This is a genomic window from Thioclava sp. ES.031 (assembly GCF_002563775.1).
Taxonomy (GTDB): Bacteria; Pseudomonadota; Alphaproteobacteria; order Rhodobacterales; family Rhodobacteraceae; genus Thioclava.
Map to the genome: position 1 here is coordinate 2,442,057 of NZ_PDJO01000001.1, position 23,688 is coordinate 2,465,744.

21 protein-coding genes are annotated in these 23,688 nt (G+C 65.3%); 9 read left to right on the forward strand and 12 right to left on the reverse strand.

Annotated elements, in window-relative coordinates; genetic code table 11:
- Positions 1 to 256: 256 nt before the first annotated feature.
- From AXZ77_RS11630 to pcaD, 8 genes are read right to left on the reverse strand one after another with little or no spacing between them, the layout of a single operon-like run.
- Entirely contained in the window at positions 257 to 1,612 is a 1,356-nt protein-coding gene (locus tag AXZ77_RS11630) for a TRAP transporter large permease (protein ID WP_218000485.1), read from the reverse strand.
- A complete protein-coding gene (locus tag AXZ77_RS11635) occupies positions 1,612 to 2,094 on the reverse strand; it encodes a TRAP transporter small permease (protein WP_098411275.1) in 483 nt (160 codons plus the stop codon). Before AXZ77_RS11635 ends, AXZ77_RS11630 begins: the two co-directional genes overlap by 1 nt.
- A 20-nt stretch (positions 2,095 to 2,114) precedes the next feature.
- The gene (locus AXZ77_RS11640; protein ID WP_098411276.1) at positions 2,115 to 3,164 is read right to left on the reverse strand and encodes a TRAP transporter substrate-binding protein; all 1,050 of its coding nucleotides are present in this window, start codon (positions 3,162 to 3,164) and stop codon (positions 2,115 to 2,117) included.
- Between the two features lie 47 nt (positions 3,165 to 3,211).
- Positions 3,212 to 4,381, reverse strand: coding sequence for a 4-hydroxybenzoate 3-monooxygenase (gene pobA / locus AXZ77_RS11645; protein WP_098411277.1), 1,170 nt, complete (start codon positions 4,379 to 4,381; stop codon positions 3,212 to 3,214).
- Positions 4,378 to 5,697, reverse strand: a complete 1,320-nt coding sequence (locus AXZ77_RS11650; protein ID WP_176536032.1) for a lyase family protein — start codon at positions 5,695 to 5,697, stop codon at positions 4,378 to 4,380. Before AXZ77_RS11650 ends, pobA begins: the two co-directional genes overlap by 4 nt.
- Entirely contained in the window at positions 5,694 to 6,536 is an 843-nt protein-coding gene (locus AXZ77_RS11655; RefSeq protein ID WP_098411279.1) for a 3-keto-5-aminohexanoate cleavage protein, read from the reverse strand. Before AXZ77_RS11655 ends, AXZ77_RS11650 begins: the two co-directional genes overlap by 4 nt.
- A 47-nt stretch (positions 6,537 to 6,583) precedes the next feature.
- Positions 6,584 to 6,958, reverse strand: coding sequence for a 4-carboxymuconolactone decarboxylase (gene pcaC / locus AXZ77_RS11660; RefSeq protein WP_210402154.1), 375 nt, complete (start codon positions 6,956 to 6,958; stop codon positions 6,584 to 6,586).
- Entirely contained in the window at positions 6,951 to 7,736 is a 786-nt protein-coding gene (gene pcaD, locus AXZ77_RS11665; RefSeq protein WP_098411281.1) for a 3-oxoadipate enol-lactonase, read from the reverse strand. Before pcaD ends, pcaC begins: the two co-directional genes overlap by 8 nt.
- A gap of 76 nt (positions 7,737 to 7,812) precedes the next feature.
- Here pcaD and AXZ77_RS11670 point away from each other — a divergent pair, with 76 nt between their 5' ends.
- Positions 7,813 to 8,733 carry a LysR substrate-binding domain-containing protein gene (locus tag AXZ77_RS11670; RefSeq protein ID WP_098411282.1) on the forward strand — a complete coding sequence of 307 codons (921 nt, stop codon included), beginning with the start codon at positions 7,813 to 7,815 and terminating at the stop codon, positions 8,731 to 8,733.
- A gap of 47 nt (positions 8,734 to 8,780) precedes the next feature.
- Here the strand turns inward: AXZ77_RS11670 and AXZ77_RS11675 are convergent, their stop codons facing one another.
- Positions 8,781 to 9,710 (reverse strand): hypothetical protein, encoded by a 930-nt coding sequence (locus AXZ77_RS11675; RefSeq protein ID WP_098411283.1) that lies wholly within the window; start codon positions 9,708 to 9,710, stop codon positions 8,781 to 8,783.
- 331 nt (positions 9,711 to 10,041) lie between these two features.
- Here AXZ77_RS11675 and AXZ77_RS11680 point away from each other — a divergent pair, with 331 nt between their 5' ends.
- Positions 10,042 to 10,887, forward strand: a complete 846-nt coding sequence (locus AXZ77_RS11680; protein ID WP_098411284.1) for a hypothetical protein — start codon at positions 10,042 to 10,044, stop codon at positions 10,885 to 10,887.
- 59 nt (positions 10,888 to 10,946) lie between these two features.
- On the opposite strand, the gene AXZ77_RS11685 is transcribed toward AXZ77_RS11680, so the two are convergent.
- A complete protein-coding gene (locus AXZ77_RS11685) occupies positions 10,947 to 11,795 on the reverse strand; it encodes a hypothetical protein (protein WP_098411285.1) in 849 nt (282 codons plus the stop codon).
- A 163-nt stretch (positions 11,796 to 11,958) separates the two neighbouring features.
- Here AXZ77_RS11685 and AXZ77_RS11690 point away from each other — a divergent pair, with 163 nt between their 5' ends.
- From AXZ77_RS11690 to AXZ77_RS11705, 4 genes are all read left to right on the forward strand, one after another.
- Positions 11,959 to 14,031 (forward strand): [FeFe] hydrogenase, group A, encoded by a 2,073-nt coding sequence (locus tag AXZ77_RS11690; protein ID WP_098411286.1) that lies wholly within the window; start codon positions 11,959 to 11,961, stop codon positions 14,029 to 14,031.
- 223 nt (positions 14,032 to 14,254) lie between these two features.
- A complete protein-coding gene (locus AXZ77_RS11695; protein WP_255266486.1) occupies positions 14,255 to 15,472 on the forward strand; it encodes an efflux RND transporter periplasmic adaptor subunit in 1,218 nt (405 codons plus the stop codon).
- Entirely contained in the window at positions 15,469 to 16,173 is a 705-nt protein-coding gene (locus AXZ77_RS11700) for an ABC transporter ATP-binding protein (protein ID WP_078541903.1), read from the forward strand. Before AXZ77_RS11695 ends, AXZ77_RS11700 begins: the two co-directional genes overlap by 4 nt.
- Positions 16,173 to 17,378: an ABC transporter permease gene (locus AXZ77_RS11705; RefSeq protein WP_098412530.1), complete on the forward strand. Its 1,206-nt coding sequence runs from the start codon at positions 16,173 to 16,175 to the stop codon at positions 17,376 to 17,378. Before AXZ77_RS11700 ends, AXZ77_RS11705 begins: the two co-directional genes overlap by 1 nt.
- A gap of 90 nt (positions 17,379 to 17,468) precedes the next feature.
- On the opposite strand, the gene AXZ77_RS11710 is transcribed toward AXZ77_RS11705, so the two are convergent.
- Positions 17,469 to 17,936, reverse strand: coding sequence for an N-acetyltransferase (locus AXZ77_RS11710; RefSeq protein ID WP_098411288.1), 468 nt, complete (start codon positions 17,934 to 17,936; stop codon positions 17,469 to 17,471).
- Positions 17,937 to 18,079: 143 nt separating this feature from the next.
- Complete coding sequence (locus tag AXZ77_RS11715; RefSeq protein WP_098411289.1) at positions 18,080 to 18,976, reverse strand: LysR family transcriptional regulator; 897 nt, start codon at positions 18,974 to 18,976, stop codon at positions 18,080 to 18,082.
- A 144-nt stretch (positions 18,977 to 19,120) separates the two neighbouring features.
- Here AXZ77_RS11715 and AXZ77_RS11720 point away from each other — a divergent pair, with 144 nt between their 5' ends.
- From AXZ77_RS11720 to AXZ77_RS11730, 3 genes are read left to right on the forward strand one after another with little or no spacing between them, the layout of a single operon-like run.
- Positions 19,121 to 20,350: an aromatic ring-hydroxylating dioxygenase subunit alpha gene (locus AXZ77_RS11720; RefSeq protein WP_098411290.1), complete on the forward strand. Its 1,230-nt coding sequence runs from the start codon at positions 19,121 to 19,123 to the stop codon at positions 20,348 to 20,350.
- A gap of 4 nt (positions 20,351 to 20,354) precedes the next feature.
- Positions 20,355 to 21,425, forward strand: a complete 1,071-nt coding sequence (locus tag AXZ77_RS11725; protein ID WP_098411291.1) for a hybrid-cluster NAD(P)-dependent oxidoreductase — start codon at positions 20,355 to 20,357, stop codon at positions 21,423 to 21,425.
- Between the two features lie 40 nt (positions 21,426 to 21,465).
- A complete protein-coding gene (locus AXZ77_RS11730; protein ID WP_098411292.1) occupies positions 21,466 to 23,502 on the forward strand; it encodes an NADH:flavin oxidoreductase in 2,037 nt (678 codons plus the stop codon).
- Positions 23,503 to 23,688: the final 186 nt, after the last annotated feature.

The following is a 23,688-nucleotide window of genomic DNA, read 5'->3' on the forward strand; positions in this document are numbered from 1 at the left end:
TCAGTTTCCGGCAGACGCGATCCGTTCGCGGGCGGATCCGCCTCGGATCGCCTTCGCGCGCCACATCCGCGCATCTGCCCGCGAAGATCGCCAGTTTTCAGTCGCTTCCGCGCCGTTTCCAGACCCATTCGAAGCACTGCCCGGCGACAGCGGCCTCTGGTTGCGGGCAAGCCCTCGCCCCGATGCGCGCGGGCTGAATGCGAAACGGGGGGCGCAATCGCCCCCCGTTTTGTCTCATCCGCTTGTCTGAGGTGGCTCAGCCGCCCAGCACCCGTGGCAACCACAGCGTCAGCGCCGGGAAGCCCAGCAGCAGCGCGACGCGCACCAGCTCGGACAGGAAGAACGGGAAGACACCGCGGAAGGTGGTGCCCATCGGCACGTTCTTCGCCAGCGCCGAGATCACGAAGACATTCATCCCCACCGGCGGCGTGATCAGGCCTAGCTCCACCACGACAAGCGCGAGGATACCGAACCAGACCTTCAGCTCGTCGGTCGAGAGGCCGAAGCCAGAGCCGTCCGCCATCTGGTAAAGCCCGCCATTGATCTCGACCAGCACCGGCCAGAAGAAGGGCAGCACCAGCAGGATCATCGACATCGAGTCCATCAGGCAGCCCAGCACGATCAGCGCGATCAGCAGGATCGCCATCACCATCATCGGCGGCAGGCCCGAATTCACCGCCATATCGGCGGCCGCCTGCGGCACCCCTGCCCGCGACATGAATATCTTCAGAAGCTCTGCGCCCAGCAGGATCAGGTAGATCATGCCCGTAGTGCCCGCCGTCTCGAGGATCGACGAGCGCATCGCCTCGCGCGACATCAGCCCGCGGAAGAGCCCGTAGACGAACACCGCGAAGACGCCGATCGCAGCGGCGGGCGTCGGGTTGTAGAAGCCCGCATAGATGCCGCCGATCACCACGCCGAAGATGCCCAGCACCGGCAGCACGCCGCGCGTGGCCGCCCAGAACTCTTCCTTGTCCGACACGCCCTGCGCGGGGCCCGCGCTCGGCACGAGGCGGACATAGATCGCGATGGTCATCAGGAACAGCACGACGGCGATCAGACCGGGGATCAGCGCAGCCATGAACATGGTGACGATATTGGCCTCCACGATCACCGCGTAGATCACGAGGATCACCGAGGGCGGGATCAGGATGCCCAGCACGCCGCCCGCGGCGACCGAACCGGTCGCGAGCGCCGGCGAGTAGTTGTAGCGATCCAGCTCCGGCAGGGCGACCTTGCCCATCGTCGAGGCCGTGGCGAGCGAGGAGCCGCAGACCGCGCCGAAGCCCGCACAGGCGGCGATCGAAGCCATCGCGGTGCCGCCGCGCATCCAGCCGAACCACGCGTTCGCGGCGCGGAACATGTCGCGCGACAGGCCTGTCTTGGTGGCCAGCGCCCCCATCAGGACGAACATCGGCACGACCGAGAGGTCATAGATCGAGAACTGGCCGTAAGCGAGCGTCTTGAGCTGGCTCAGCAGGATCGCCGGGCCGTTGATGATCGCGGTGCCGCCAGCACCCACGAGGATCATCGCGTAGGCAATGGGCACACGCATCACGATGAGCCCCACGAGAATGGCGAGGCCCAGCAGGCCGAGAGTAATCGGGTCCATCAGGCACGCCCCGTCCAGTTGTCCCGCAGGCTCAGCGCTGCGGCGATGAAAAGTAGCGCCAGCGAAGCAAGCGCGGGAAGGTAGGCCCACCAGACCGGGATCTGCAGGATCGTGGTGGCGAGCGAATAGGATTTCTGGTCAAGCATCCCGAAATACATCCGCCACAGCAGAAGCGCCGCGAAGCCCAGCGCCAGCACCGAGCCGATCGACGAGAAGCGGCGCTGCACGGCGGCGCTCAGTTTCGAGGTGAAGATATCCGCCGTCACGTTCTGATCGGCGAGTTGGCAATAGGGCAGGAACATGAAGGCCGCGATGGCGACCCCCATCTCCGTCAGCTCGAAGTCTCCCGCGAAGGGCAGCCCGATAAAGCCGCCCACCACGGTCCAGACGTTTACGGCGACGATCGCTGCAAGCACCCCGCCTCCGGCGAGGGCCCAGGCATAGATCGCCTTGCGCAAGAAAGTCTCAGTTGCAGAATGCATGATCGTCGCCGCTCCGTTGGTTACTGGCTCGCCAGGTTCTTTTCTTCTTCAGCGGTCAGCTCGCGGGCTTCTTTCACCAGCGCCGGACCGTCGATGCCTTGGCCTTTCACCTCGTCTTCCCAACGGGTGACGACCGGCTGCATCGCATCCTTGAAGGCTTGGGTCTCATCGGCCGAGAGCGTGATCAGCTCGTTGCCGTCCGCTTCGGCGGCCTTGATCCCGTTATTGTCGCTGGTGCGCCAGATATCACCGACCTGCTTCAGCCACTCCTCGTCGGAGGCCTTGCGGAACGCCGCTTTGACGTCATCGGGCAGGCTGTCCCATTTCGCCTTGTTCATCGACACCTGGAAGATCGAGGTGCCCAGACGCCAATGGTCCTGCCCTTCGACCTGATACTCGGTCTGCTGCTGCAGCTTCAGCGCGGGGATGATCTCCCACGGGATCAGCGCCCCGTCCACGACCTTCTTCGAGAGCGCCTGCGGCAGTTCCGGCACTGGCATCGCGACCGGCTGCGCGTTCAGCGCCTCGATTACCCAGGCGCCCGTGCGCGACGGCGTGCGCAGTTTCATGCCCTTCACGTCGGCGGGGCTGTGAACCGGGGTATCCACGGTATGGATGCCGTTGCCCGCATGGGCGTGCAGGAACATCACTTCGAGGCCCTTGTCCTCGTATTCCTGCTTCAGCTCTTTGTCGAACATGTCGCGCATCGCGAGGTTGGTCGCGGCCGGGTCGTTGTTGAAGACGGTCGGCAGTTCGAACACCTCGGTGCGCGGGAAGAGGCCCGGCGTGTAGCCGTTGAGCGTCCAGACCAGATCCACCACGCCGTCACGCGCCTGCTGCACCAGCTCGGGCGGGCGACCGCCCAGCGTCATCGCCGGGTAGATTTCGATCTTGACCTTGCCGTTCGACAGCTCTTCGACGCGCTTGGCCCAGGGCTCCAGCATCTGCGTCTGCACCGGCGCCTTGGCGCCAAGGAAATGGTGCAGCTTGAGGGTGATCTCCTGTGCGAAGCTCCCGCTTGCCCAAAGCATGGCCGCGGCGCTCAGGCCCAGCAGTTTCGTAAATTTCATCGTTATTTCCTCCCTTTATGCCCCGCGCGCGGGGGCGGTTCGGCCCGTCAGTAAGGCAGGCCCACGTAGTTTTCAGCAAAGCTCTTGCGTGCGGTCTCCGACATCTGGAGATATTCGAACTCCGCGCGCTGCATCCGGCGCTCGAACGCACCCGTTTCCGGGAAATCATGCAGCATCGAGGTCATCCACCACGAGAAGCGCTCGCATTTCCAGACCCGCGACAGCGCCGTCTCGGAATAAGCGTCGAGCCCTTCGGACGTGCCGTGGTTGTAGAACCGATCGAAGGCGCGGTGCAAATAATAGACATCCGAGGCCGCGAGGTTGAGACCCTTCGCGCCGGTCGGCGGCACGATATGGGCGCTGTCGCCCGCAAGGAACAGACGCCCGTGGCGCATCGGCTCGGAGACGAAGCTGCGCAGCGGCGCGATCGACATCTCCAGCGGCTCGCCGGTGACCAGCGTCTCGGCCACATCGGCCGGGATGCGGGTGCGCAGCTCGTCCCAGAACCGCTCGGCGGGCCAGTCTTCCAGCTTCTCGCTGAGAGGCACCTGAACGTAATAGCGGCTCAGCGTGGGCGAGCGCATCGAACACAGCGCAAAGCCCCGATCATGGGCGGCGTAGATCAGCTCGGGCGCGGCGGGCGGCGTCTCGGACAGAAGGCCGAGCCAGCCGAACGGATAGGCGCGCTCGAATTCCTGACGATGGCTTTCCGGGATCGCCTTGCGCGAGGGGCCGTGGAAGCCGTCGCAGCCCGCGACGAAATCGGCGGTCAGGGTCTTGGCCTCGCCCTCATGGGTGAAATGCACGGTGACGCCGTCGCCTTCGATCCCCTCGATCGCGGTCACCTCGGCCTCGTGCAACACGGTGCCGCCGCGCGCATCGCGGGCGGTATACAGGTCCTGCGTCACCTCGGTCTGGCCATAGACCATCACCCCGCGGCCCGTCAGGTCCTTGATGTCGATATTGAGCCGCTCGTCATGCCACGAGATCTCGACCCCGTCATGAATTTCGCCCTGACGGTCCATCCGCGCACCCACTTCGGCGGCGCGCAGCAGATCGACGGTGCCCTGTTCGAGCACCCCGGCCCGGATCCGCGACAGAACATAGTCGCGCGAGCGACGTTCCAGCACGACGCTCTCGATCCCATGCAGGTCGAGCAATTGCGACAGCAGCAGCCCGGCCGGGCCCCCACCGATGATAGCGACTTGGGTCTTCATGCGTCTCCTCCGCAAAGGTCATTGCAGCGCTGCGCAAAAGCGCGCGCCTGCGCCGGGGCTTGCCCTGCCGCGAGAAGCGGATCGGTCAGGGTGTCCCCGTCGAGTTCGGGATGGGCGGCCAGAAGCGCCGCCACCGGATCGGGTGCGGCCATCGCCTCTTGCACCGCTGTCTTCGCCACGTTGCGCGGCAGCGTCTCGGCCAGCGTGAAAATCGCGCGCTCGGCATAGGGGCCGAAGCCCGCCGCCTCGAGATTGGCGCGCATCCGGGGCGCGTCGGCCTCGAGCCCGTTCAGCATCTCCTCGGCGAGGCGCAGCGACGCGCCGCAGGCCACGAGGATCGGGCGCAGGCTCATCCATTCCAGCGCCCAGGTGGCACCGTCGCGGAACTGACCGTGCAGCGCGGATTCGAAAAGGCTCACTTGCAGATGCGCGGCGTGACGCGCCAGCGCCACCAGCGCCTCGGCGGCCACGGGGTTCGATTTATGCGGCATGGTGGACGAGCCCCCGCCCGCGATCCGCACCTCGTTGATGCCAGATTGGGCGAGCGTCACGACATCCGTGCCGATCTTGCCCAGCGAACCGGTCAGCAGCACCGCCTGCGCCCCGGTCGCGGCCATCGCGTCGCGGCGGCTGTGCCACGGCTGATCCTCGGCCTGCAGGCCCAGCGCCGCAGCCATGCGATTGCGCACCGCCTGCGCCTTGTCGCCCAGCGCCGCATCCGTGCCGACCGCGCCATGCAGAGAGATCCGCCCCGCGCCTTGCAACATTGCCATCCGCGCCGCCGCGTCGATCAGCGGCTGACCCCACGACGCGACCAGCGCGCCGAAGGTGACCGGCAGGCCGATCTGGCTACGGGTGCGCCCGGCCATCACCGTCTCCGCCTCGCGCCCGGCCAGCGCGCCGGTCACGCGGATCAAGCGCCGCAGCCGCTCTACGATCACGGTAAGCGCCTGCGTCATCACAAGCGCCGTTGCGCTGTCGATAATGTCCTGCGAGGTCGCCCCCCAATGGAGCGCCTGCCCCGCCTCTTCCGACAGCTTGGCGCGCAGATCGCTCAGCAGCGCCGGAACCGGCACGCCATCGCGCGCAGCTCCTGCGGCCAGTGCCGCCGGATCGGGTTGATAGCCGGTCAACTGCTGCGCGATCTCGGCAGCCGCGCTCTCGGGCACGACCCCTTCGGCCGCACAGGCCTCGGCCAATGCCACCTCGACACGCACCATTGCAGCCAGCAATGCGGCATCGCCAAGCATCGCACCCAGTTCCGGATCGCCGTAGAGACCGGACCAGAGCGGGCTGTCGAGGGGCGACAGGCTCATGCGGCCCCCTTCATCGGCAGCGCGAGGATCTCGCGCGCCTGCTGCCATGTGGCAACCGGACGGCCCGCCTTTTCGCACAGATCGACCGTGCGCTGGACCAGCGCCGCATTCGACGGCGCGAGCGTTTCGCGATCGAGCCGGATGTTGTCCTCCAGCCCCGTGCGGCAATGCCCGCCGGTCTCGATGCACCATTGATTGACGATCGCCTGCCCCGGCCCGACGCCCGCCGCGCACCATGTCGCCTCGGGCAGCACCCGCGCACGGGTCTCGCGCATGAAATCGAACGCCGCGCGGTCGACCGGCATCGCGTTCTTCACGCCCATCACGAATTGCACATGGACATTCGCGGGCAGCCGCCCGTCGCCGACCAGTTTCGCGGCCTGAAAGATGTGGCTGAGGTCGAAACACTCGATCTCGGGGCGCACGTCGTAGGTCTTCATCTCGGAGGCCAGCCAATCGACCAGATCCGGCGGGTTCTCATAGACCCGCGTCGGGAAGTTGTTCGACCCGACCGAGAGCGAGGCCATGTCGGGCCGCAAGGGCAGCATCCCACCGCGCGTCTTGCCCACGCCGGACCGGCCGCCGGTGGAGAGCTGAACGATCATGCCGGGGCAATGCTGGTGCAGCCCCTCCATCAGCCGCGCGAAGCGGTCGGGGTCGGAGCTGGGCGAGCCGTCCTCGTTGCGCACATGGCAATGCGCGATGGTCGCGCCCGCCTCGAACGCGGCCTGCGTCGACTCGATCTGCTCGGAGATCGTGATCGGCACGGCGGGGTTGTCGGATTGCTGCGGCACTGAGCCGGTGATCGCGACACAGATGATGCAAGGGTCCTGGGTCATGGCTCAGATGTCGACGCTAACGGTTGCGCGCGGGATCAGGTTGAATGTCATTGGCCCATCTCCTTCAGCGTTTCCTTGATGATCTTGATCGCGTGATTGGCGCGCGGCACGCCCGCATAGACCGCGACATGCAGCATCGCTTCGCGCAGGTCCTCGGGGGAGGCGCCCGTGTTGGCGGTGGCGCGGGTATGCATCGCGATCTCCTCGTGATTGCCCTGCGCCGCCAAAAGCGCGATCGTCACGATGGAACGTTCGCGCGGCGTCAGATCGGGCCGCGACCAGACCGAGCCCCAGGCGCCTTCGGTGATGAATTCCTGAAACGGCGCATCGAACTCGGTCTTGCCCGCATCGGCGCGGTCGACATGGGCATCGCCCAACACGCGACGGCGCGTTTCCATCCCTGCTTCATATCGCTCAGACACGCTCGTGCTCCTTCAGAAATTCAGTGATGAGGCGCGCCACCTGCTCGGGCGCCTCGATTGCGGGAATATGCCCCGCGCCTTTAATCAATTCGGCCCGCGCGCCGGGAATGGCGGCGGCCATTTCCATGACCTGCTCGGGCGGGGTCGCACCGTCATGGCTGCCCGCGATCACCAGCGTCGGGGCGGAAATCTCGGGCAGCGCGTCGCGCAGATCGGCCCCGGCGAGCGCCGCGCAGCAATTCGCATAGCCCTTGGCATCGGTGCGCGCGACCTCCGTCACCCAGAGCGCACAATCGGGATGGGCGCGGAAGGTGGGACCGAACCAGCGCTCGATCACGCCCTGCGCCATCGCGGGCAGTCCCTGAGTTTCCACGGTGGCGATCCGCTCGGCCCAGCTTTCCTCGGTGCCGATCTTGGCCGCCGTGTTGCTGAGAACCAGCGCACGCACGCGTTCAGGGGCGATCCGCGCGATCTCCTGCGCGATCATGCCGCCGATCGAACAGCCGACGAAGACCGCTGCGTCGATGCCCAGATGATCGGCCACCGCCAGCGCATCGCGCGCCAGATCGGTGATCGTGGGGGCAGCGTCAGAGGTCGCGCTCAGCCCGTGGCCGCGCTTGTCCATGCGCACCAGACGATAGCCGGAAAGCGGGGCGACAAGCCCATCCCACATCCGCAGATCGGTGCCCAGCGAGTTCAGACATATAACCGGAACGCCCTGTGCCACACCGTCTTCGCGGTAATGGATATGCCCCCAGTCGCAAATAAGTGCGTGCATCCTCGTCCTCCCGCTATAATCTTTTCTGAAGTTTTCGCTTGAGCCAAATATAAAATGCACGTTAATCCATAACCTCATGGCTATGCATAAAGGTCTCAAGCTGCGGCACATCCGCGCCTTTCTCGACACGATCGAGGCAGGCGGCGTGTCGGCTGCGGCGCGCAAACAGGGGATTTCACAGCCCGCCCTGTCGAAAACCCTCTCCGAGATGGAGGCGATGCTGGGCGGCGCACTACTCGAGCGGCGCGGACGGCGGCTGACCGTGACGCCCGCGGGCGAGGCGTTTCGCCGCCACGCGATACAGGCGCTGCAGGAACTGGAAGCCGGGGCGGCCGCGCTGAGCGGCGACGGAATCGGCGACGTGATCAATGTGGGCGCGCTGCCGACCGTGGCGGGCTCGATCTTTCCGGGCGTGGCGCTCGACTTCAGCCGCGCCCATCCTGGCACGCGGCTCTCGATCAGCACCGGGCCGAACCTGTATCTGCTCGACCGGATCCGCTCCGGCGCGCTGGACCTGATGATCGGGCGGATGCCGGCGGCGGGAGACATGCCGGGGCTGCGCTTCGATTTCCTCTATGAGGAAGAGGTCATCCTCGCGGCGCGCGCGGGCCATCCTTTCGCGAACAGCCCCGCCCCCGAGGCGCTGCGCCAATGCGACGTGATCCTGCCGACGCGCGGCGCGATCATCCGGCGCATCGTCGACGATTACCTGGGCGCACAAGGCATCACCGAGCCGCGCTGCCCGATCGAGACCGTCTCGCTCGCGACCGGGCTCGGGCTGCTGGAAGGGTCGGATATGCTGTGGTTCATCTCGCGCGGCGTGGTGGCGCGCGAGCTGGCCTCCGGGCTTCTGGTGAGCCTGCCGCTGGGCGCGCAGTTCATGTCGGGCGCGGTCGGGCTGACGATGAAACACGAGATGACCGAACGCCCCGAAGTCGCCCGGCTGACAGCGATGATGCATGAGGCCGCCCGCGTGCGCGAAGCGACGACACGCTGAGGTGCGACCAAGCTGCCCTGCCCCGGCGTATCAAGCCTCGGAAGGCGTTATGACCCGGGCGAAGTCGTCGCGGCGCGGGCCTGCCTTTGCGCTTGCCTGCGCGCCTTGAAAGCCGCGACCAGACGCGGGATGCGATGCTCCTTGCCGCGACTCGCGAGATGGTCTTCCATCACCTTGCGATAAAGGTAGATGTCCTTGCGGCCTCGGGTCGACTGATAATACCAGGCCTCGCTCAGTTCGCCCGTGATCGCGCGCGCAAGGACCGCCTTCAGAAGCTCCATCCGGCGCAACACCAGCGCCGTCTTGTGCCCCTGCCCGAACGCCTTGAGCAGCGTGACGTTATCGCGCGGCAGACGCCCGAACTGTCGCATATCCTCTTGCAGGAAGGGATCGCAGATCACCCAGACCTTGGCCGCCTTCCCGCTATGTTCGGCCGCATCCGAGCGCGGCAGCGACCAGTCCTGATCGCGCCCACGGGCGAAGCGCCGCTCCCACGGGACAAGCGCCCGCGCGAGCGTCGTCTGCGGGCTGAAGGCCACCACCTCGCAGCCCGGCGCGAGATCGGCGAAGGCCAGTGCGCCGAAACCGCCCATCGAGGTGCCCGCCATCACGACGCGCGCGTATCCTTCGAAAAAGCCCTGATCGCGCAAAGCCTCCATCCGGGCGATCAGCCGCGCGTCGCGAAACCAAGTCGGGCCCTGCGCGACCACGCCCAGATGGCTCCAGCCATTGTCGCGGATGAATTTCTCGGCCCAGGGCCGGATGTCATAGCCCGGATAGCCCGCATCCGAGAGGTTGTCGAACGTCACGACCAGCGTGGCCGGGTCGCGCGCGACATGGATCAGCGCGTGCTCCCCCAGCTTTTCATAGAACCCGTCGCGGGGACCTGCCGGGAAAATCTCGCGATACCAATCGGGCAGCTTCTCCTCGAGCCCGGACTCATTACCTGCGGCGTCGTCTTCGAAATCATCGGCCATCGGGATCGCTTTTTGCTGCTCGGGATCGGTTGAGGTCTGACATTTTTTCTTGCGCCGATCAATTACATACGGATGTTTTGATGCTATCGTTACGGCGAGAACGACATAAGAAAAACCAGAGAGATCGGGCACATTTATGGCAACAGTGAAGCGGAGCGCAGAACGTGGCCTGAGCCGCAGGCTGCGGAGTGGGTCGAACCCGTCATATTGTGAACGCTATTTCGTGCATTCTCGCCCCCGTTGGACGCTCGACACCTCCACCGGACATACCGGACACCGCCCTCCCGCAGCCTGACCGCCGCGAAAGACCTTCCCAAACAGGAGCCTTCCCTTGTCCCAACTGCCGACGATCGCGACCCTGTGGATCGGAGACCGCCTGTCCTGGCTCGAACAGCTGAGCCTGAAATCCTTCGTCGATGCGGGACATGACACGCTGCTCTATTGCTACAACCTGATCCCGAACGCCCCGCCCGGGGTGACGCTGCGCGATGCGCGCGACATCTTTCCGGGCGACGAGATCATCCGCCACAAGCGCACCGGAAGCCCCGCGATCCATGCCGATCTGTGGCGCCTGCATCTGATGGAGAAGACCGATTACATCTGGGTCGATGCCGATGTGCTTTGCGTGAAGCCCTTTGATTTCCAAGACGATTACGTCTTCGGGCTGGAGAAGCCGCACCTGATCTGCAACGCGGTGATGCGCCTGCCCGCGGAGTCGAAGACGCTGCGCGGGCTGCTGGATTTCGTGGCCGATCCCTATGCGATCGGGCCGTGGCTGAAGGAAGAGCAGCAAGCGGAATTGCGCGCGGCCCGCGATCGCGGCGCGCCGGTGCATTTCTCCGAGCAGGAATGGGGGCTGACCGGCCCTGCCGCGTTGAGCCACTTCCTGCGCGAGACCGGCGAATGGGACCATGCGCTCTCGCAACAGGCCTTCTACCCGATCTCGTTCAAGGACCGGAACAAGATGATCATGTCGCGCTTCGACGTCGAGAAGGATTTCCTGACAGACGACACCTATGCGGTGCATATGTGGGCGCGCCGGATGAAACCCCGTCTGGAAGAGGCCGAGAACAACCGCCCCCGGCGCGGCAGCTACATGCACAAGGCGCTGCTCAAACACGGCATCACCCCGTCCGAGGCCCCGATCCCGCCCAAGGTGAAACCCGTCGACGCCTGAAGCGGGCGGCGGTCCTCGCCGGTCAGGCCGAATGCGGAGACACGAAGCTTAATCGAGCGTTAGTCGCGCAGCACACCGGCGGCGACCAGCGCGCGGCGGTCCGGGCGCCAGATATCGCGGTGTGGCGTCGCGAAGGCGCGCGTGGCGAAGCTGGGCGTCACGCCCCGATCACGCAGAAAGGCGCGGTCGATCGCTTCCTCTTTCGCGACGTCGATCGGCAGCGGATAGGCTTCCAGGCTATAGCCGTGAAAGCCCAGCGTGCCCTCAGGGCCAAGATCGCGATGCGCGCCCGCCATGAAGATCAGCGTGCAGGCGGAATAGCAGCGCTTCGTCACCTGCGTGTTCAGCCCCCGCGCCAGCACGCGTTGCGCCAGCGCCCGCGCGGCGAAGACCTGCCCGCCGGCACTGTCGAGCTCGACCGCCGAGACGCCTGTCGCCGGGGTTGCCTCGAACCGCGCGAGAAGATCGTAGCCGATATCGCCGGTCAGATAAGCAACGCCGTTGCGCACCTCCAGCGGCTGCGGCCCGGCATAGGCGGCCGGCACCAAGGCCGCTGTCTGTCGCGCGGCCTGATCGAGCGCATGGGTCACCGTCACCACCGCGACCGCCACCACCGCCACGCGTCCGGCGAGCAGCACATGGCCCCGCGCCTGCGCGTCGATCCAATGCGACAGGCTGCGCCACGCGCCCACCAGCTGCCACAGCGCCAGCGTCATATCTGCGAGGAAGAGCAACGCGAAAAGCGGCATCGAGAGCGGCGACGACATGGCTTGCCACAGCTCGGCGACCGCCAACCGCCCACCGATCAGCACCACGACGAGCGCGATCCAAGGCGGGCAGTCGCCCTGCCAGTAGCTGCCGAGCCCCCAGTGCGAGGCAGGCTGAAATATCCGGGTGGCTCGGGCCATTTACGCCGTCCTTTCGAGCACCATCGAGCCTCAGTCTAGCATAGCTGGCCCCGAAAATGGGAATTTGCCGAAAGTGACGGCACTGTGAGACAGTGCTGAAGACGCAGGCCTTCTGCCACGGCGAGGGCCTCTGCTATACTTAGGAGACGGGAGGTCCCTTCGCATGATCACGCTTACGATCAACGGGCGGCACGTCGAAGTCGACGAGGGCACCAGCTTGCTGGATGCGGCGAAGCAGGCTGGCATCCATATCCCGACGCTGTGCTATTACCCCGGCCTGCCCGCCCATGCCGTGTGCCGCATGTGCCTCGTGGAGATCGAGGGCACCCCCCATCCGCAACCGGCCTGCCGCACCTTGGCGAAAGAGGGCGATGTCGTCGCGACGGACACCGAGGCGCTGGCGGCCTTTCGGAAAGCCGATGCGCAATGGCTGCTCGCGCGTCACCCCAATGACTGCATGCGCTGCGAGGTGAACGGGGCGTGCCAGCTCCAGCGTCTCGTCCATGAGAACCAATGGGAGGAGCGCTGGCCGAAGATGCCCGCCGGGGCGCCTGCCGCCTCGGAAGAGCTCGCAACCGATCACACCTCCCCCAGCATCTGGCGCGATCTGTCGAAATGTATCGAATGCGGGTTGTGTGCGGAGGTCTGCGGCGACGCCGTCCAGAACCAGAATGTCATCGGGTTCGCCAATCGCGGATTTGACCGCCGCCCGGTCACGGTCTTCGACGTGCCACTGTCGCAGACCAATTGCATCTCCTGCGGCCAGTGCACGCTCGTCTGCCCGGTCGGCGCGCTGATCGAGGCGCCGCATTGGCACGCGGTGCTGCAAACGCTCGACGCTCATCGGCGCGTCTCCGTGGTTCAGGTGGCCCCGGCGACCCGCATCGCCATCAGCGAGGAATTCGGGCTGGAGCCGGGCACCGTCAGCACGGGGCGCTTGATCAACGCGCTGCGGCTTTTGGGGTTCGATTACGTGTTCGACACCAATTTCGCCGCCGATCTGACGATCATGGAGGAAGGCACCGAGCTGCTGTCGCGGCTCGAGGCCGGGACGGAGCTGCCGCTGTTCACCTCCTGCTGTCCGGGTTGGGTAAATTGGGTCGAGTTGAACCGCCCCGATCTTCTGCCGCATCTGAGCACGACCAAATCCCCCCAGCAGATGCATGGCGCGATTGCGAAACGGGGCCGCTTTGCACGGTCTCTGGGGCCCGATTTCGCGGACGGCAAAGCCGAGCCCTATGTCGTGAGCGTGATGCCCTGCACCGCCAAGAAGGACGAGGCCCAGCGCCCCGGCGTCTCCGGCGATGTGGATCATGTGCTCACCACCCGCGAACTGGCGCGGATGATCCGGTCGCGCGGCATCCCGTTCGGGGCGCTCTCCGAAGACGGGCAATTCGACAGCCCGCTGGGCGAGAGCACCGGGGCCGCCCAGATATTCGGCGCCTCCGGCGGGGTCATGGAGGCGATGGTCCGCACGGCTGCGCATTTCAAAGGGGTCGAGCACGATCTGCCGCTGGAATGGGAGGCGCTGCGCGGCGTCCGTGAGGGCGTGAAAACCGCGACCATTCCCGGCGTCGGCACCGTGGCCGTGTGCAACGGGATCGCGTCGGCCCAGCGCATGCTGGAAGACGAGGACTGGCGCGACGATTATGTCGCGATCGAAGTCATGGCCTGCGTCGGCGGCTGCCTCGGCGGCGGCGGTGAGCCGAAATCCATGGACCCGCATATTCTGCAAAAACGCGCCAAGGCGATCTACAGCGTCGACGCGAAGGCACCGCGCCGCCGCTCTTATGAGAATGCGGATGTGCAGGCGCTTTATGCCTCGGAACTGGGTGCGCCGAATTCCCCGACCGCGCACCGTCTGCTTCACACCCATTACGCCGACAGACATTCCAAGCGCTCGCTGCTGATGCGCTTTCTGGATTGCGTGGACCGGCGCGACGGTGCGGCGGCCGCAAAGCTGTTTCATCCCGACGGGGTTTGGTCGACCGCCTCTCCCTTCGGCGTGCTGACTGGCGCGAACGAGATCGCGGGGCTCATCAACGCTAAGCTGCCGCCGAACCTGCGCGGCGCGAAATATGCGCGTCACCAGATGGAGCGCGCCTCGGATATCGACGACCTCACGGTCCTCGCGCCCGACGGGAGCCGCAGCCGCTTCGATCTGGAGCTGAGTACCGTGGAAGCTGACGGCTATTCTCAGACGGTGATCCAGACCCTCACACGCAACGTCCTTTGACACTCTGCTGCGCAGGCTTTCCGCGCAGCGGGCGAAGACAGGTCACAAATTCATCATTCCGACGATCACAAGCGCGTTTCTTTTTCCTTTCTTGTTCTAGAGCAAAGCCATAGCGGGCGACGGGGTTCATGCTCCGGCACGTAGTAAACCTGCCCTGCCCCGCGGGAAGAGACACCGGAACGGAAGACCTATGCCAAGCCAGAGCCGCGACGAAATCGAACAAATGCTGTCCACTGCGAAGAGTGGACGCCCTTGGCGACTCTGGGCTTTCGGCGCGGGTGCCGTGGTGATCGCGATCGGCGCGTGGCTCTGGCTTGCGCCCTCCGGCGACACCACCGGCACGAGCTATGTGACGCAAGCCGTCACGCGCGGCGATCTGACCGTCACGGTCACCGCGACCGGCACGGTGCAGCCCACGACGGAGGTTGAGGTATCCTCGGAGCTGTCGGGCACGCTCGATAGCATCGATGTCGATTACAACGACGAGGTCAAAGTGGGTCAGGTGCTCGCGCGGCTCGACGACACGAAATTCAAGGCGCAGGTCGCCAATGCCGAAGCCGCGCTTGCCGCCGCCAAGGCGCAGCTCGCGCAGGCCGAGGCCACCCAGAAAGAAGCGACGGCGCTTTATGAGACACAAGCCGAACTGGACCGGCGCGGCGTCTCGACCCATAGCACCTTCGTCACCTATATCGCGCAGCGCGATCGCGCCGTGGCCGCCGTTCAGGCCGCGAAAGCGTCGCTGACGCTGGCCGAGGCGAACCTTGCATTGGAGAAGGACGATCTGGAGAAATCGGTGATCCGCTCCCCGATCAATGGCGTCGTTCTGGACCGCAATGTCTCGGCCGGTCAGATCGTGGCCGCCTCGCTGTCCGCGCCCACCCTGTTCACGCTGGCCGAGGACCTGCGCCGGATGCAGTTGCTGGTCGATATCGACGAGGCGGATATCGGTCAGGTCGCGGTCGGCAATGACGCGACATTCACCGTCGACGCCTATTCCGGTCGCTCCTTCCCGGCGACGATCACGCAGGTGCGCTACGCCCCCGAGACCACCGACGATGTCGTGACCTACAAGGGCGTGCTGGCGGTCGACAACTCCGATCTTCTCCTGCGCCCCGGCATGACCGCGACGGCGACGATCACCGTGGACGAGGCCAAGGACGCGCTGCTGATCCCGAATGCGGCGCTGCGCTACGCGCCCCCGCAAGAGGTCGAAGATGCGGGCAATGGCGCGAGCGGGCTCATCGGGCTCGTGATACCGAGCCGACCGAGTTCGGAGAGCGGCACCGCGAGCGGCAAATCCGTCTGGGTTCTTCGCGACGGCACCCCCGTCGAAGTGGCGGTCACGCCGGGGGCGACGAACGGCAAGTTCACGATCGTCACCGCGGGCGATCTGGCCGTCGGCGATCAGGTCATCACCGATCAGCGGGATATGTCGCGATGAGTGAGCCGCTTCTCGAGCTGCGCGGGATCGAGCGCCACTATGGCCACGACGAAACCCTCGTGCGCGCCCTCGATGGCGTCGATCTTCGCGTCGAACCGGGGGAATTCCTCGCGATCATGGGGCCCTCGGGGTCGGGAAAATCGACCGCGATGAACATCATCGGCTGTCTCGACCGGCCGACCGCGGGCAACTACCTGTTCAACGGTGTCGAGGTCGCGACCCTGAACCGCGATCAACGCGCGCTTCTTCGCCGGCACTACCTCGGCTTCGTCTTTCAGGGCTACAACCTTTTGCCCCGCACCACCGCGCTGGAAAATGTCGAACTTCCCCTGATCTACAAGGGGATGCGCAAGGCCGAGCGTGTGGCGCGGGCCCGTCAGGCGCTGGCGCGGGTCGGGCTTGAGGGGCGCGAGGATCACACGCCGTCGCAGCTCTCGGGCGGTCAGCAGCAACGCGTCGCCATCGCGCGGGCGCTTGCGGGCGAGCCGATGGTGATGCTCGCCGACGAGCCCACCGGCAACCTCGACACCAAACGCAGCGTCGAGATCATGAACCTGATGCAGGACCTCAACCGCGAGTCCGGGCTGACCATCGTGATGGTCACACATGAAGAGGACATGGCCGCCTATGCCTCCCGTCTGGTCGTCTTCACCGACGGTCGCGTCGTGCGCGACGAAAAGATGCACGAAGGAGCCCTATGATGCTCTGGGAAACCATCCGCCTCGCACTGACCGCGATCATCCGCAACGCGCTTCGGTCCTTTCTCACCGTGCTGGGCGTGGTGATCGGGGTCGCCGCCGTCATCGCGATGGTGACCGTCGGGCAAGGCTCCTCCGAGCAGGTCTCGGCCAATGTGGAATCGCTCGGGACGAATGTGCTGGTCCTGCGCTCGGGAGCGCGGATGATGGGGCCCGGATCGCGCGATACCGCGCCGCCCTTCAAGCTCTCGGATGCAGAAGCGCTGGAGGACCTCAGCAGCCTCTCGGCCGTCGCGCCTGTCGTCTCGACCGGAGCGACCGTGGTCTTCGGCAACAACAATCGCACGACATCGATCACCGGCACGACGTCGCCCTATCTCGAGATCGGAGGCTGGACGATCGCGCTCGGGCGCAGCTTCACCCCGGCGGAGGATCGCAGCGGCGCCAATCTTTGCATCATCGGCGAGACCGTGCGGACAACCCTGTTCGGCGCGACCGATCCGACCGGCGAGAAAATCCGCATCAAGTCGATCTCCTGCGAGGTGATCGGCGTGCTGAAATCAAAGGGCGCCGGGTCCTTCGGGCAGGATCAGGACGACCTCGTGCTGATGCCGGTCCGAACGGTGCAAAGGCGGCTGATGGGCAGTCAGGACGTCTCTTCGATCTCGCTTCAGGTGGCCCGGACGGCCTCCGTGGAGCGGGCGACCTCCGACATCGAGGCTCTGATGCGCGAGCGCCGCCGCATCGCCATCGGCGAAGACGACGATTTCTCGGTCTTCGACATGGCCGAACTGAGTTCGATGCTCAATTCGGTCAACTCGGTTCTTACCGGCCTGCTCTCCTCCGTCGCGGCGGTCAGCCTGCTCGTGGGCGGGATCGGCATCATGAACATCATGCTGGTCTCGGTGACCGAGCGCACCCGCGAGATCGGCATCCGCCTCTCGGTCGGCGCGCAGGCCCATCAGGTCCTGATGCAGTTTCTGGTCGAGGCGGTGGTGCTGTCGGTTCTGGGCGGGATCATCGGGATCCTCTTCGGCCTCGGCCTCGCCTATGTCGCGGCGCAGATCATGGCGATCCCCTTCTCGCCCAGCCTGGACGTCATCGCGCTCGCCTTCGGCTTCTCCGCCGTGGTGGGGATGGTCTTCGGCTACTTCCCTGCACGACGGGCGGCCCGGCTCGATCCGATTGACGCCCTGCATTATCAGTAGATGGCTTTCAGGCTGACGGGGGCGAGTTATTGCGCCCCCGGCACCGGACGGCACGGACGGCGCTTGTGGCGCGCGCGGGCCACGCACCGCTTACACGGCGCGCCGTTCCTCCAGATCGAGCCGCATCGTGGCCATGCCCTGACGACGCGACAGCTCCTCGTAGCCCGCCGAGAGATAGGCGTTGAGGGCGGGCGCGTTGTCGAGCTCCACCTTCAAGGTCAGGGTCAGCGCCCCAAGGTCCCGCGCCGCCTGCTCCACATGTTCCGTCAGCTCCGCGCCAGCGCCCCCGCGCGCCTCTTCGACGAGATAGACATAGGTGAGGTGGCGCACTTCCGGCCCGACACCCTCGCGCAGGGCGAAAAACCCCACATCCCGTCCCGCAGCATCCTGAAGGTAGAAGGAGACATCCTCATGCTCTCCAAGCCATTTGCGATGCCATTCCATCTCATCGAAGGGAACTTTCGCATTGGGATTGAGCAAGGGGATTTCCGCGTCCGGCAGCATCGCCGCCAAGGGGGTCAGGTCGCGCTCGCGGTTGCGACGGAGGGTGAGTGCCATGTGTCCTTCCTTCGGCTGGGCCCGGCACAGGCGCGCCGAGGTGCATCATGAAAGGTCGCGTGCCTGACACGGAAGACCCATCAGGGTCAACCGGGGGGCCTTGCAGTGCTGGATAGCCGTCAGCTCGACGCGGGCGTCGTGGGTCAGCCGCCCTCCCCCTTGGCGCTTTGCGCGACGAGCCAGTCGCGGAATTTCTTCGCCTTCGCGGATGCTCGACGGTGGGTCTTGATGTAGAAACACTGGGGCGACACGACGCTTTCCGTGCCCAGCGTGACCAGCTCCCCAGCTTCGATGAGGTGCCCCACAAGGCCGTCCCAGCCCAGCAAGGCGCCCATGCCCTCCTTCGCCATTTGAAGCCCGATCATGTAATTGTTGACCGTAACCCGCTTGCCTGTCGGTTGCGGACAGGCAAGCTCGGACAGCCAATCGGGCCATTCGGTCCAGGGATGACGCTCACGCGTGACATGGATCAGCGGGACACAGTACAGGTCCCGCGCGGAGCGTATTGCATGATGCTCGGCAAAACCCGGCGAGCTGACCGCGCAAATGCGATCCTGAAAGAGCTGCGCACAGCTTTGGTCGCCCTCGGGCAACACGCCATAGTGAAGGCTCAGATCGACGATCGCGTCGAGGTCGGCGGCATCGCTCACGATCTGCGAGACGTTGATGTCAGGATGATGCAGCCAGAATTCTGACAATCTGGGCGTGAGCCACAAAGAACTGACCGCGGTCGAGGCGAGCACCATCACGTCATCCTCCGCGGCAGGGCCCCGCATATCCCGGACCACGTCGGATATCGCCTCAAAACTGCGCTGCACGGCATTGAAGAGATAGGCCCCGGCCTCCGTCAGTTCGACGCCGCGGTGCTGGCGCCGGAACAGATCTTGGCCCAGCTCGGTCTCGAGCGCCCGAATCTGATGGCTGACGGCGGTCGGGGTCACGTTCAGCTCCGACGCGGCCGCCTTGAAGCTTAATTTTCGGGCAGCCGCCTCAAAACAATTCAGCGAGGTGAGCGAGGGCAGATCATAAGGACGTTGCATGATGTCGGTTTCGAACCATTCTGCGTCGAAATATTACAAAGATGAACTGAACTCATCCATGATGAGTTTTTATGCCATTGAGCGGTGTAGAAAAGCAAATTTGAAATGAGGTGAAATCACGCTTGGATAGGAAAGGCCGCGTCCGTGACACCTCCTCTTGCCGATCTGCTCGCACATCGCAAACCCGGATATTCGCTCGACCGGGCCTTCTACACCGACCCGGGCATCTTCGAGGCGGATCTCGAGCATATCTACTACCGCGAGTGGCTTTATGCGATCCCGACCTGCCAGCTGGTCAAGACCGGCGACTATGCACGCCTGAAGATCGGGGCCTATGACGTCATTTTGGTCAAGGGCAGCGACGGCGAGATCCGGGGCTTTCACAACACCTGCCGCCACCGCGGCTCGATCCTGTGCAAGGCCTCCGCAGGCCGCGTGGCCAAGCTCGTCTGCCCCTATCACCAATGGACCTACGATCTCGATGGCAGCCTGCTCTGGGCGCGCGAAATGGGGCCGGAGTTCGACCCGAAAGAGCACCGCCTGCATGCCGTTCAGACCCGCGATCTCTGCGGCCTGATCTATATCTGTCTGGCCGACGAAGCCCCGGATTTCGAAGCCTTCGCCGCGATGGCGCGCCCCTATCTGGAGGTCCACGACCTGCACCGGGGCAAGGTCGCCTTCACCTCGTCGATCATCGAGGAGGGCAACTGGAAGCTGGTCTGGGAAAACAACCGCGAATGCTATCACTGCTCGAGCAACCACCCCGAGCTGTGCAACTCCTTCCCGCTCGACCCGGAAGTCGCGGGCGTCTCCGCCGATGGTTCGATCTCGGCCCGGCTTCAGGGGCATTTCGACCGCTGCGAGGCATCCGGCGCGCCAGCGCAATTCCGACTGGGTGGCGACGGCCAATACCGTCTGGCGCGGATGCCGCTGCAAGACAATGCCGTCAGCTACACGATGGACGGTCAGGCGGCAGTGCGGCGTCCCCTCGGTCGCGTCGCCCTGCCCGATGCCGGTTCGCTGCTGAAATTCCACTACCCGTCGACCTGGAACCACTTCCTGCCCGACATCACGCTGACCTTCCGGGTGATGCCGATCAGCCCGACGCAAACCGAGGTGACGACCTGCTGGATCGTGGATCGTGACGCGGTCGAAGGCGTGGATTACGATCTGGATCGCCTGACCGAAGTCTGGATCGCCACCAACGATCAGGATCGCGAGATCGTCGAGGACAACCAGCGCGGCATCAATTCTCCGGCCTATACGCCGGGGCCCTACAGCCCGGATTGGGAATCGGGCGTGATCCAGTTCGTCGACTGGTATGCCGACACCATGACCCGCGCGATTGCCCCGCGCAGCGTCGCGGCGGAGTAGGCTCATGGCTGCAAATCCTCAACCGCTCCTTCAGTTCTGGACCGATGACGAACCGCTGGAATGCGTCAACTTCCTGCCCGAGGCCCCGAATACGGCGAGCTTCACCTTTCGCCCGCCCTCGGGGGCGCTGTTCCACTTCAATGCCGGGCAGTTCGTGACGCTGGAATTGCCGGTGGCGGGCGGCCCGCTGCACCGGACCTTCACGATCTCCTCCTCGCCGTCGCGCCCCACCTCGCTCACCGTCACGGTGAAGGCGCAGCCGGACTCGCTCGGCACGCGCTGGATGCTCGACAATCTGCGCCCCGGCATGCGGATCAAGGCGTTGGGACCGGCGGGGATGTTCTCGAACGTCGTCCATCCGGCGTCGAAATACCTGTTCATCTCGGCAGGCTCCGGGATCACCCCGATGATGTCGATGACGACGCAACTCTATGATGCGGGCAGCGACCCGGACATCGTTTTCATCAACTGCGCGCGCCGTCCATCGGAGATCATCTTCCGCGAGCGGCTGGAGCACATGGCCTCGCGCCTGCCGGGGATCGCGCTGACCTGGGTGGTCGAGGAACAGGATCGCTACGCGCCCTGGACCGGGATCAAGGGGCAACTGAACCAGCTCATCCTCGGCCTCGCAGCCCCCGATTATCTCGAGCGCGAGGTGTTCTGCTGCGGCCCCGAGCCTTTCATGCGCGCGGTGCGCGAGGCGCTGACCGGTCTGGGGTTCGACATGGACCACTACCATCAGGAGAGCTTCAACGCCCCGATCGCCGATCGCCCCGTCGAGCCCGAAGACGACGTGACCCCCGACGAGGATGCCGCCGTCGAGGTCACTTTCGCCAAATCCGGCAAGACCGCAAAGATCAAGGAGACCGAAACCCTGCTGGCCGCCGCGAAAGCTGCGGGCGTGCCGCTGCCGTCGGGTTGCACCTTCGGGGTCTGCGGAACCTGCAAGATCAAGACCAAGGTCGGTCAGGTCCACATGGTCCACAACGGCGGCATCACCGATGACGAGATCGAGGAAGGCTACGTTCTCGCCTGCTGCTCGAACCCGATCGGCGACGTCTCGATCGACGCCTGACGCCCCCTACCCTCAAGACCCGACCTCAAGGAGTCCGCCCATGTCCAGTGATCCGCTTCTGCAGCCCTATCAGCTCAAGCATCTGACGCTGAAGAACCGCCTGATGATCACGAGCCACGAGCCCGCCTACCCCGAGGACGGGATGCCCAAGGATCGCTACCGGGCCTATCATGTCGAGCGGGCGCGCGCGGGCGTGGCGCTGACGATGACGGCGGGCTCCGCCTCCGTCGCCCGCGACAGCCCGCCGGTCTTCAACAACATCCTCGCTTGGAAAGACGAGGTTGTCGGCTGGATGAAAGAGCTGACGGATGCCTGCCACGAGCACGACTGCGCCGTGATGATCCAGCTGACCCATCTCGGGCGCCGCACCCGCTGGGACAAGGCCGACTGGCTTCCGGTCGTCTCGTCGAGCCACGAACGCGAGGCCTCGCACAAGGCCTTCCCGAAGAAGGCCGAGGATTGGGACATCGCGCGCATCATCGAGGACTACGCCGACGCCGCCGAACGCATGAAAGCGGCAGGGCTCGACGGGATCGAGCTGCAAGCCTATGGCCACCTGATGGATCAGTTCTGGTCGCCTCTGACCAACGATCTGGACGGCCCCTATGGCGGCAGCTTGGAGAACCGTCTGCGCTTCACCTTCGACACGCTCAAAGCGATCCGCGCGCGTGTGGGCGAGGAGTTCATCGTGGGCGTGCGCTACACCGGCGACGAGGACCTGCCCGGCGGCATCACCCGCGAAGAGGGGCTGGAAATCTCGCAGCGTCTGAAAGACAGCGGCATGGTCGATTTCCTCAACGTGGTGAAGGGCCATATCGACACCGATGCGGGCCTGACCGATGTGATCCCGGTGCAGGGCATGCGCAGCGCGCCGCATCTGGATTTCGCCGGAGAGATCCGCGCAGCCACCAAGTTCCCGACCTTCCACGCCGCCAAGATTCAGGATGTCGCCACCGCGCGGCACGCGATCGCGGAGGGCAAGCTCGACATGGTCGGCATGACCCGCGCCCATATGGCCGACCCGCATATCGTCGCCAAGATCATGCGCGGCGAAGAAGAGCGTATCCGCCCCTGCGTCGGCGCGAATTACTGCCTCGACCGGATTTATCAGGGCGGCATGGCGCTGTGCCTGCACAACCCCTCGACCGGGCGCGAGTTGGAAGTCCCCCATGAGATCGCGAAGGCCGATGCGTCGCGCCGCGTGGTCATCGTCGGGGCCGGTCCGGCGGGGCTCGAGGCCGCCCGGGTGGCCGCCGAACGCGGTCATGAGGTTATCGTGCATGAGGCCGCCAACGATCCCGGCGGACAGGTGCGCCTGACCGCGCAATCCAAGCGCCGCCACGAGATGATCCAGCTGATCCAATGGCGTTTCGCGGAATGCGAGCGTCTCGGCGTGAGCTTCCGGTTCAACAGCTATGCCGACGCGGACACCATCCGCGCAGAACAGCCCGATGTCGTCGTGATCGCGACCGGCGGGCTGCCGCATACCGAGGTGCTGGACGCAGGCGACGATCTCGTCGTCTCGTCCTGGGACATCCTCTCGGGAGACGCCCGCCCCGGCAGCAACGTGCTGATCTATGATGACGCCGGAGACTACGCCGCCCTGCAGGCCGCCGAGACCCTCGCCGCCAGCGGTGCCAAGGTCGAAATCATGACGCGCGACCGCAATTTCTCCTCCGAGGTCATGGCGATGTCCCTGACCCCGTCTTTGCGCGAATTGCAGGCCCGCGACGCGACCTTCACCGTGCTTTGGAAACTGACCGGCGTGGCGAAGGCCGGAAACGGCTTGGTCGCGCGCGTCGGCAGCGATTATGGCGCTTTCACCCGCGAGCGGCAGGTCGATCAGGTCGTCGTCAATCACGGCACCCGCCCGCTCGACGACATCTATTTCGATCTGCGCGAAGACGCGAGCAATCAGGGCGAAGTCGATTACGAAGCCCTGATCGCCGGCCAGCCGCAATCGGTCACGCGAAATCCGAACGGCGCCTATCAGCTCTTCCGCATCGGCGACGCCGTCGCCGCGCGCAACACCCATGCAGCAATCTACGATGCCCTGCGGCTGATGCGCACGGTCTGATCTCGGCTACAGGCGAGCGGTGCGCCCCGGCCTCCCACATCCCGGGAGCCTGGGGCATACTGCGGAGGCTGCGGTCAGAGCAGGGGTGAGGTCTGCAGCAAGGCCATCTCAAACGCAAAGAGCCCCGCGGGGAGCGAGACTAAGCGTTTGATATTGTTTTGGATTGTTGGTTGCGGGAGTAGGATT

Coding starts and splice junctions, on each gene's coding strand:
- AXZ77_RS11630 (WP_218000485.1), bottom strand. CDS start 1,612: ATGGACCCGATTACTCTCGGCCTGCTGGGCCTCGCCATTCTCGTGGGG.
- AXZ77_RS11635 (WP_098411275.1), bottom strand. CDS start 2,094: ATGCATTCTGCAACTGAGACTTTCTTGCGCAAGGCGATCTATGCCTGG.
- AXZ77_RS11640 (WP_098411276.1), bottom strand. CDS start 3,164: ATGAAATTTACGAAACTGCTGGGCCTGAGCGCCGCGGCCATGCTTTGG.
- pobA (WP_098411277.1), bottom strand. CDS start 4,381: ATGAAGACCCAAGTCGCTATCATCGGTGGGGGCCCGGCCGGGCTGCTG.
- AXZ77_RS11650 (WP_176536032.1), bottom strand. CDS start 5,697: ATGAGCCTGTCGCCCCTCGACAGCCCGCTCTGGTCCGGTCTCTACGGC.
- AXZ77_RS11655 (WP_098411279.1), bottom strand. CDS start 6,536: ATGACCCAGGACCCTTGCATCATCTGTGTCGCGATCACCGGCTCAGTG.
- pcaD (WP_098411281.1), bottom strand. CDS start 7,736: ATGCACGCACTTATTTGCGACTGGGGGCATATCCATTACCGCGAAGAC.
- AXZ77_RS11670 (WP_098411282.1), top strand. CDS start 7,813: ATGGCTATGCATAAAGGTCTCAAGCTGCGGCACATCCGCGCCTTTCTC.
- AXZ77_RS11675 (WP_098411283.1), bottom strand. CDS start 9,710: ATGGCCGATGATTTCGAAGACGACGCCGCAGGTAATGAGTCCGGGCTC.
- AXZ77_RS11685 (WP_098411285.1), bottom strand. CDS start 11,795: ATGGCCCGAGCCACCCGGATATTTCAGCCTGCCTCGCACTGGGGGCTC.
- AXZ77_RS11690 (WP_098411286.1), top strand. CDS start 11,959: ATGATCACGCTTACGATCAACGGGCGGCACGTCGAAGTCGACGAGGGC.
- AXZ77_RS11695 (WP_255266486.1), top strand. CDS start 14,255: ATGCTGTCCACTGCGAAGAGTGGACGCCCTTGGCGACTCTGGGCTTTC.
- AXZ77_RS11700 (WP_078541903.1), top strand. CDS start 15,469: ATGAGTGAGCCGCTTCTCGAGCTGCGCGGGATCGAGCGCCACTATGGC.
- AXZ77_RS11705 (WP_098412530.1), top strand. CDS start 16,173: ATGCTCTGGGAAACCATCCGCCTCGCACTGACCGCGATCATCCGCAAC.
- AXZ77_RS11710 (WP_098411288.1), bottom strand. CDS start 17,936: ATGGCACTCACCCTCCGTCGCAACCGCGAGCGCGACCTGACCCCCTTG.
- AXZ77_RS11715 (WP_098411289.1), bottom strand. CDS start 18,976: ATGCAACGTCCTTATGATCTGCCCTCGCTCACCTCGCTGAATTGTTTT.
- AXZ77_RS11725 (WP_098411291.1), top strand. CDS start 20,355: ATGGCTGCAAATCCTCAACCGCTCCTTCAGTTCTGGACCGATGACGAA.
- AXZ77_RS11730 (WP_098411292.1), top strand. CDS start 21,466: ATGTCCAGTGATCCGCTTCTGCAGCCCTATCAGCTCAAGCATCTGACG.